The organism is Soehngenia sp., from assembly GCF_055108775.1.
Genome location: NZ_JBSQIL010000014.1, coordinates 22,961 through 30,237, shown reverse-complemented (window position 1 = coordinate 30,237; position 7,277 = coordinate 22,961). Strand labels below are relative to the sequence as shown.

At 29.7% G+C, this 7,277-nt stretch carries 9 protein-coding genes; all 9 read right to left on the bottom strand.

What is annotated here, in order from left to right; all coding sequences use genetic code 11:
* Window positions 1-149: 149 nt before the first annotated feature.
* Genes ACTB1H_RS03410 through ACTB1H_RS03370 form a run of 9 tightly spaced genes read right to left on the bottom strand, consistent with a single transcriptional unit; the run spans window position 150 to window position 7,249 of the window.
* Complete coding sequence (locus ACTB1H_RS03410) at window positions 150-1,415, bottom strand: oxaloacetate decarboxylase subunit alpha (protein WP_463261432.1); 1,266 nt, start codon at window positions 1,413-1,415, stop codon at window positions 150-152.
* Window positions 1,415-1,990 (bottom strand): tRNA 5-(aminomethyl)-2-thiouridylate-methyltransferase MnmM, encoded by a 576-nt coding sequence (gene mnmM / locus ACTB1H_RS03405; RefSeq protein WP_463261431.1) that lies wholly within the window; start codon window positions 1,988-1,990, stop codon window positions 1,415-1,417. Before mnmM ends, ACTB1H_RS03410 begins: the two co-directional genes overlap by 1 nt.
* Window positions 1,991-1,997: 7 nt before the next feature.
* Window positions 1,998-2,735: a pseudouridine synthase gene (locus ACTB1H_RS03400; protein ID WP_463261430.1), complete on the bottom strand. Its 738-nt coding sequence runs from the start codon at window positions 2,733-2,735 to the stop codon at window positions 1,998-2,000.
* The gene (scpB, locus tag ACTB1H_RS03395; RefSeq protein WP_463261429.1) at window positions 2,725-3,258 is read right to left on the bottom strand and encodes an SMC-Scp complex subunit ScpB; all 534 of its coding nucleotides are present in this window, start codon (window positions 3,256-3,258) and stop codon (window positions 2,725-2,727) included. Before scpB ends, ACTB1H_RS03400 begins: the two co-directional genes overlap by 11 nt.
* Window positions 3,251-3,988 (bottom strand): segregation and condensation protein A, encoded by a 738-nt coding sequence (locus ACTB1H_RS03390; protein ID WP_463261428.1) that lies wholly within the window; start codon window positions 3,986-3,988, stop codon window positions 3,251-3,253. Before ACTB1H_RS03390 ends, scpB begins: the two co-directional genes overlap by 8 nt.
* A 7-nt stretch (window positions 3,989-3,995) precedes the next feature.
* Complete coding sequence (locus ACTB1H_RS03385; protein WP_463261427.1) at window positions 3,996-4,586, bottom strand: site-2 protease family protein; 591 nt, start codon at window positions 4,584-4,586, stop codon at window positions 3,996-3,998.
* An 11-nt stretch (window positions 4,587-4,597) separates the two neighbouring features.
* Window positions 4,598-5,899: a pyrimidine-nucleoside phosphorylase gene (locus ACTB1H_RS03380; protein ID WP_463261426.1), complete on the bottom strand. Its 1,302-nt coding sequence runs from the start codon at window positions 5,897-5,899 to the stop codon at window positions 4,598-4,600.
* Between the two features lie 30 nt (window positions 5,900-5,929).
* Complete coding sequence (locus ACTB1H_RS03375; protein ID WP_463261425.1) at window positions 5,930-6,700, bottom strand: tyrosine-type recombinase/integrase; 771 nt, start codon at window positions 6,698-6,700, stop codon at window positions 5,930-5,932.
* Between the two features lie 12 nt (window positions 6,701-6,712).
* Complete coding sequence (locus ACTB1H_RS03370) at window positions 6,713-7,249, bottom strand: NUDIX hydrolase (protein ID WP_463261424.1); 537 nt, start codon at window positions 7,247-7,249, stop codon at window positions 6,713-6,715.
* Window positions 7,250-7,277: the final 28 nt, after the last annotated feature.

The window sequence follows — 7,277 nt, the reverse complement described above, 5'->3', positions numbered from 1 at the left end:
TCATATGATTTGTCCTTTTATATTGGGTGAGTTTTTTCTTCCTCATTCAGCAAATCTGTTTCTATCTTATATTTAGATGCCATTCTTTGTTTGAAAAAATTCAATGCTACTTGAGGGAATAATGCATAGGTTAGTACGTCTTCTACCTGTTATATATATTCATTTATTACATTTATATACTTATCTAAATCTGGTTTTAACAAATCCGCTGGCCTTCCTTCAAATACTTCTTCATCTCCAATTATCAATCGTTTTATGTCTTCATTTATAGGAGCTGCAGGTTTACCATACAAACCTTTTACATAATTCTTAACTTCATTTGGAACCATTTTATATCTTTCAGTAGATAATACATTAAATAAAGCTTGTGTCCCAACCATTTGGCTCATTGGGGTTACTAGAGGTGGAAATCCTAATTCTTCTCTTACCCTAGGTATTTCCTTTAAAACATCTTCATATTTATCTTCACTATTTTGTGCTTTCAGTTGTGAGACAAGATTTGATAACATCCCTCCAGGAACCTGATATTTCAAAGTATTAATATCTACAGTCAATACTTTGTTATCTAAAAGACCTTCTTTTTCATATTTTGTACGTAAAGTCTTAAAATAATCTGAAACTTCAAGAATAGTATTAAAATCAATATCTGGGTAATAAGGACTTCCTTCTAGAGAAGCAATCATTGGTTCTGTAGCTGGTTGGCTTGTGCCATTGCCTAAAGGTGAAATCGCAGTATCAATTATGTCTGCTCCAGCTTCTATGGCTTTCATATAAGTCTGATTTGCTATTCCGCTAGTAAAATGAGAATGTATTTCTAATGGTAAATCAACGGCTTTTTTAATTTCACTGACCAATTCATAAGCAGCATATGGCAACAATATTCCTGACATATCTTTAATACAAATAGAATCAACTCCCATTTCAGCCATTCCTTTAGCAACTTCAACATAGTAATTTATATTGTGGACTGGACTAATAGTATAACTAATAGCTCCTTGAGCATGTCCTCCATATTTTTTAGTGGCTTTTATTGATGTTTCTAAATTTCTTAAATCATTTAAAGCATCAAAAATCCTTATGATGTCTATCCCATTTTTTATAGATAGTCTCACAAACTCCTCTACTACATCATCAGGATAATGTTTGTATCCAAGTAGATTTTGTCCTCTTAATAACATTTGCAATTTGGTATTTTTAAAAGCTTTTCTCATTTCTCTTAATCTGTCCCAAGGATCTTCGTTTAAAAACCTTAAGCAAGAATCAAAAGTTGCTCCACCCCAGATCTCTAAAGCATAATATCCTGCTTTATCCATTTTTTCAGCAATTGGTAACATTTCTTCTGTTTTCATCCTAGTTGCGATAAGTGATTGATGAGCATCTCTAAAAACAGTATCAACTATCTTTACTCTTGACATTATTTACCTCCCCTAACCTCTACGCAAAATAATCTTGGTGGGTTATTAATTTGATTTATAAAATTTAGCTCTAAAACATTAAATTTTTTTTGATCTAGCAAACTTAGATATTTATAAACTGCTTTGTACTCATCTAGACCATTTTCATGTCCTATATATGAAACCACAACTAAAATACCATATTTCTTTAACAAGTTTAAAGCCTTTTTAATGCTTTCAATAGTTGTTTTTTCATTTGTTACAATTTCTTTATTACCTTTTGGCAAAAATCCTAAATTATAAATTGCAAAATCAAGTTGTTCTTTGATGTAGTCGTCTAATTTTGTATGAGAGTCATTAATCAATATTGTCCTATCTATATAACCATACTTACTTAATTTTTCTGTGGTGATTTCTATTGCTGTTTTCTGTATGTCGAATCCATAAACTCTTCCAGATTCTCCAACTTTTCCCGATAGTTTAATAGTATCATTCCCATTGCCTACTGTAGCATCTAGACACGTGAAACCTTCTTCTACAAATTTTTCTATAATGATATCTACTATTGAAATAACATTGTTTAATTGTTCTTTCATATTACCCCTATAAGTTATTTAAATATTCTATTTCGTTTTGGGTTAGTTTTCTCCATTCTCCAACTTTTAAATCCCCTAACTCAATCTCCCCAACCGAAACTCTTTTTAATCGTTTAACAGGATGTCCTATAGCTTCGCACATTTTCTTTATTTGATGATTTCTACCTTCATAAATTTCAATGATTATTAATGAATCTTTCTCATTGGTATTTACTAAATGAGCTCTTGCTTTAGCAGTTTTTCTGTTGTCAATAACAATTCCGTTTCTTAATTTTTCTAAATCAGAATCATCTGGCACTCCTTTGACATAAGCTAGATATTTCTTGTAAATTTTTTTTCTAGGATGCATTAATTTATTAGCAATATCTCCATCATTAGTCAAAATTATCAATCCTGAGGTATCATAGTCTAACCTTCCTACTGGAAATATTCTCTGAGGTATATCTTTAGTAAAATCCAATACAGTCTTTCTATTTTTCTCGTCTTTAGCACTTGTAATAACTTTTTCTGGTTTATTTAATGCAATATATATTTTTTCATCAGATATATTTATCAGTTTATTATTAACTTTAACTTTATCATGATTTGGATTTACCTTAAATCCCATGTCAGTTATTAAAATCCCATTAACACTTACTTTCCCATCTCGTATAAGTTCTTCTGCTTTTCTCCTAGAACATAATCCAGACTTGGAAATATATTTTTGCAATCTCATTAAATCTATATTACCTTTTTCAATACTCATACTTATCTCCAATATCCCTCAATTTTTCTATATCAGGTAAATCTTCTATCGTTTCTATACCGAAAAATTTTAAGAACTCATCAGTAGTAACATATAATATTGGCCTACCAGGTCTTTCTAGCCTTCCAGCTTCCTTTATTAATTTCTTTTGCAACAATGTTTCAATGCTTTTATCGCTTTTTACACCTCTAATTTCATCAATTTCCATTTTTGTAATTGGCTGCTTATAAGCAATTATAGAAAGAGTTTCTAATGCTGCATTAGACAAACTTCTTTGATTTCTAGAAATTAGTATGGATTTTATAAAATCATAATGTTCTGGGCGAGTTGCTAACTGATAAGAATTATTTATTTTTATAATTCTTAAGCCACGATTTTGTTCGTCAAATTCTAATTTCATTTCTTCTAAGCATTGATTTACTTCATCTACTGAAAGATTTAAAACTTTTGATATCTCTTTTATTTCAAGCGGCTCTCCAAATGCAAATAAAAGTCCCTCTATAATAGACTTTATGTTATTCAATTTGCTCTACCCTCTCTATGATTATATCTTCACAGTCATCGCTCTGATAAGCAATAATTATTCTAAGTTTTAGCAACTCTAATATTGCTAAAAAATAAGCAATTGCATAATTTTTAGTTGGTGTTTGTAGCAACTCATTAAATGTAACTTTTCTTTTAACATTTAATGCACTGATAATGTTGTTTTCACATATTTCTTGTTTAATCTCTGGATATCTAATTAACTTGACAGATTCCTCTGCAGACTTTTGATTGTCAATACGATTTAGAATTTTTTTAAAAGCAAATGTAAGCTTCTCTAAATCAATATCTTTTAATTCTTCTAAAGGTTCAATATAAATGTTAAAATCCTCTTGTATTTTATAAAATGTTCTCAAATGATCTTCTTGCATTTGCTTTAATTTATTGCTTATATCTTTGTATATTTTATACTCTTCTAATTTTTTTACTAAATCTATTCTTGGATCTACTTCTATCTCTTTATCATCCTGAACTATCTTTTCTGCTGGCAGCAATAATTTTGATTTTATCTCAATCAAAATAGATGCCATAATTATAAATTCACTTGCCAACTCAATATCTAATTCTTTCATTTTCTTAATATAACTTATAAACTGATCAGTAACTTCATGTATTGGTATATTATAGATATCTAATTCATTGCTTTCAATCAATTTTAGCAATAAATCCAATGGCCCCTCAAAAACTTCTATACTAATATTATATTCCATAAAAACCTCAAAAATAAAGAATTCTTACAATCAAATTTAATGTGATATTGATTAAAGGATTTAAAATTTTACTTATTGTATTTGTCATTATCAATAATAGTAAAATAAAATAAAAGTATCTCTCATATTTATAAAATGAGTACTCTAATTTCGTTGGTAATAGACTAGCTAATACCTTAGAACCATCAAGTGGTGGAAAAGGCAATATATTAAATATCCCCAACATTATGTTATACCACATAGCGATTAAAATAATCTGGTATAAATAATTATTAGATATATTTACATTAACTAATATAAATCCAAAAATAAGAGCTAGTAAAAAATTAGTCATTACTCCAGCAACTGAAACTAATATAGTATCTCTCTTTCTTTTTTTAAAATAGGCTGGGTTTATAGGTACAGCTTTCGCCCAGCCAAATCTAAAGATTAGCATACACAAAAATCCTACAGGATCTATATGTTTTATAGGGTTTAGTGTCAATCTACCTGCGTTTTTTGCCGTAGGGTCACCTAATTTATACGCTACATACCCATGAGCTATCTCGTGGAATATTATTGCTATTAAAAGCCCTGGCAAACTAATTAAGTAATTCATATCTTCTCCTCTTATTGTATTACTTCATATACATATGGTTTTTCTTCAAGCACTTGATCTTTTATTACATATGCACTTAAAATCTTTTCATATGCCTCATTTACTGAATCGAGATCGGTATGAAGCTCACATATGACTTCTCCTTTATTTACATAGTCTCCGATTTTCTTCTTTAAAGTAATACCAGCACCATAATTTATAGAATCTTCTTTTGTCTTTCTTCCAGCTCCTAAGAGCATCGCAGATATTCCTACAGATTCAGCATCTATTTCGTTAACATATCCCTCTAATTCCGACTTTACAAGGAATGTATTTTTTGCTTTAGGTAATAAATCAGGGTTATCTACTACATCTGGATTGCCACCTTGTATTTTTATTAACTCTTTTAATTTCTCTAGAGCTAAACCAGAGTTGATTTTATTTTCCAAATCCCTATATGCCTCGTCAAAATCATCAAATGCACCACCCAACAAACACATAAATGAAGCTATAGTTAATGCTACTTCCGTTTCGTCTTTAGCACCTTTCCCTGACAATACTTTAATAGCTTCTTTTACTTCATTGCTATTGCCTACTTCATAACCAAGAGGCTGATCCATGTTTGTAATTACAGCAATAGTATTTCTATTCAAATTTTTACCAATTGAAACCATTGTTTTTGCTAATTCCCTAGCATCATCTAAATCTTTCATGAATGCACCAGATCCAACTTTTACATCTAATACTATGGCATCAGCGCCAGAAGCTATTTTTTTGCTCATTATAGAACTAGCAATTAGAGGTATGCTGTCGATAGTAGCTGTTACATCTCTTAAAGCATAAATCTTTTTGTCCGCAGGAGTTAAATTTGCAGTTTGTCCGACTATTGCCATCTTATATTTATTTACATTCTCAATAAATTCCTCAGGACTCAATTCAACTCTAAATCCATCTATTGATTCTAGCTTATCTATTGTACCTCCTGTGTGTCCAAGCCCTCTACCGCTCATTTTTGCAACAGGAACACCACATAAAGCTACAAGAGGTATTACAATAATGCTAATTTTATCTCCTACTCCCCCAGTAGAATGCTTATCAACTTTTATTCCATTTATTTTAGAAAGATCTACTGTATCCCCTGAATTTACAAAGCTCTCAGTCATATCAGCTATTTCTTTGTAACTCATTCCATTAAAATATATAGTCATTAAAAAAGCAGCCATTTGATAATCTGGAATTTCTCCATTGGTATAACCTTGTACCATGAAATCAATTTCTTCTTTAGATAAAGCATAATTTTTCTTTTTCTTTTCTATTATATCTATAGCTCTCATATTTTCCTCCTCAAATAATAATGTTATAGTTTAAAGTCTTTGAAGATTTGTTTCATCTTTCATTAAATTTGCAATGAAAGAATTTCTAATAACTTGAGGTGTAACTGGTTTGTCAATAATCCCATTAGCGTAAGATCTAATGATTTTCCAAAGCCCTTGTCTTGTGATTCTCTCTCCTAAATAATTTATAAACAATGGCTCATTTTCGTCATAATCCTTTCTAAACAAATTCAAATAGTTGTTAATTAAATCAATAGTTTCATTTGTCAATTCTAAACTTACTGAAGTATTATTTCTATTTATAACAATAGTTTTGTCTGCAAAATTTATATTTTTTATAGATAGTTCGCTTAGTTCAGATACCCTTAATCCAGTGAAATATGCCACTTGCAATATTATCTTATCCCTTAAGCCTTTTTCTGTTTTTATATCAGGTAAGCTCAATAAAGCATTAATTTCATGCTCTTCTAAAATTTTGGGTTGTTTTTTCTTTTTTCTAGGTACTTTTAAATTGAAAGTTGGATCTTCATTTATCAAACCGCATCTTTGGAGATATTCGTAAAAACATCTTATACTTGCTAAATGTCTAGATATGGTTGCTGTTGATTTCTCTAATTTCTGTAAATTTAATAAATACATTAAAACATTGGTATTATTTGCTTTAGTAATTTCTATGTTATTATTCATTAGAAAATGTTCATATTGCTTGAGATCACTAAGATATGCCTGCATAGTATTATTGCTAAGTTTCTTCTCATTCTTCAGATATTCTAAAAATTTTTCGATATAATTTAATCCCATTCCATTTCTCCTTTACTTGTTTATTAATTCATAGTAATACATAATTCCTACAATTGTTTTCGAATCCACTATATCACCGAATTTAATCATTTTAATCAATTCATCTAATTTAAAACACTCTACGTCTATATGTTCCCCTATTTCTAGCTCTTGATTCCCAGGAGTCAAGCCTTGAGCCAAAAATAAATATACTTTTTCATTGCTAAAACCTGGAGATGTATAAAATTCGGTGAGATATTCTATTTTTTCAGCAGTAAATCCTGTTTCCTCTTTTAATTCTCTCTTTGCGGATTCTATAGGCTCTTCATTTAGTTCCAATTTCCCAGCTGGTATTTCTAATAGGACTTTATCAATTGCTTTTCTATACTGTCTTATAACAACCATTTCATTGTCTTGATTAATAGCAACAATAGCAACTGCACCAGGATGTTCAACAATCTCTCTTTTAGAATATTTTTTATCAGGTAATTCTACTGTATCTACTCTCAGATTTAAAATTTTCCCATCATATATTCTTTCAGATTTCATTGTTTTTTCTATATATGGCATCTTATACCTCCGTTAAAAATTATTGATT

Excerpts from the sequence above, each read along its gene's own strand:
- ACTB1H_RS03390 (WP_463261428.1), bottom strand. The coding sequence starts at position 3,988 with ATGGAATATAATATTAGTATAGAAGTTTTTGAGGGGCCATTGGATTTA.
- mnmM (WP_463261431.1), bottom strand. The coding sequence starts at position 1,990 with ATGAAAGAACAATTAAACAATGTTATTTCAATAGTAGATATCATTATA.
- ACTB1H_RS03410 (WP_463261432.1), bottom strand. The coding sequence starts at position 1,415 with ATGTCAAGAGTAAAGATAGTTGATACTGTTTTTAGAGATGCTCATCAA.
- ACTB1H_RS03400 (WP_463261430.1), bottom strand. The coding sequence starts at position 2,735 with ATGAGTATTGAAAAAGGTAATATAGATTTAATGAGATTGCAAAAATAT.
- ACTB1H_RS03385 (WP_463261427.1), bottom strand. The coding sequence starts at position 4,586 with ATGAATTACTTAATTAGTTTGCCAGGGCTTTTAATAGCAATAATATTC.
- ACTB1H_RS03380 (WP_463261426.1), bottom strand. The coding sequence starts at position 5,899 with ATGAGAGCTATAGATATAATAGAAAAGAAAAAGAAAAATTATGCTTTA.
- ACTB1H_RS03370 (WP_463261424.1), bottom strand. The coding sequence starts at position 7,249 with ATGCCATATATAGAAAAAACAATGAAATCTGAAAGAATATATGATGGG.
- ACTB1H_RS03375 (WP_463261425.1), bottom strand. The coding sequence starts at position 6,700 with ATGGGATTAAATTATATCGAAAAATTTTTAGAATATCTGAAGAATGAG.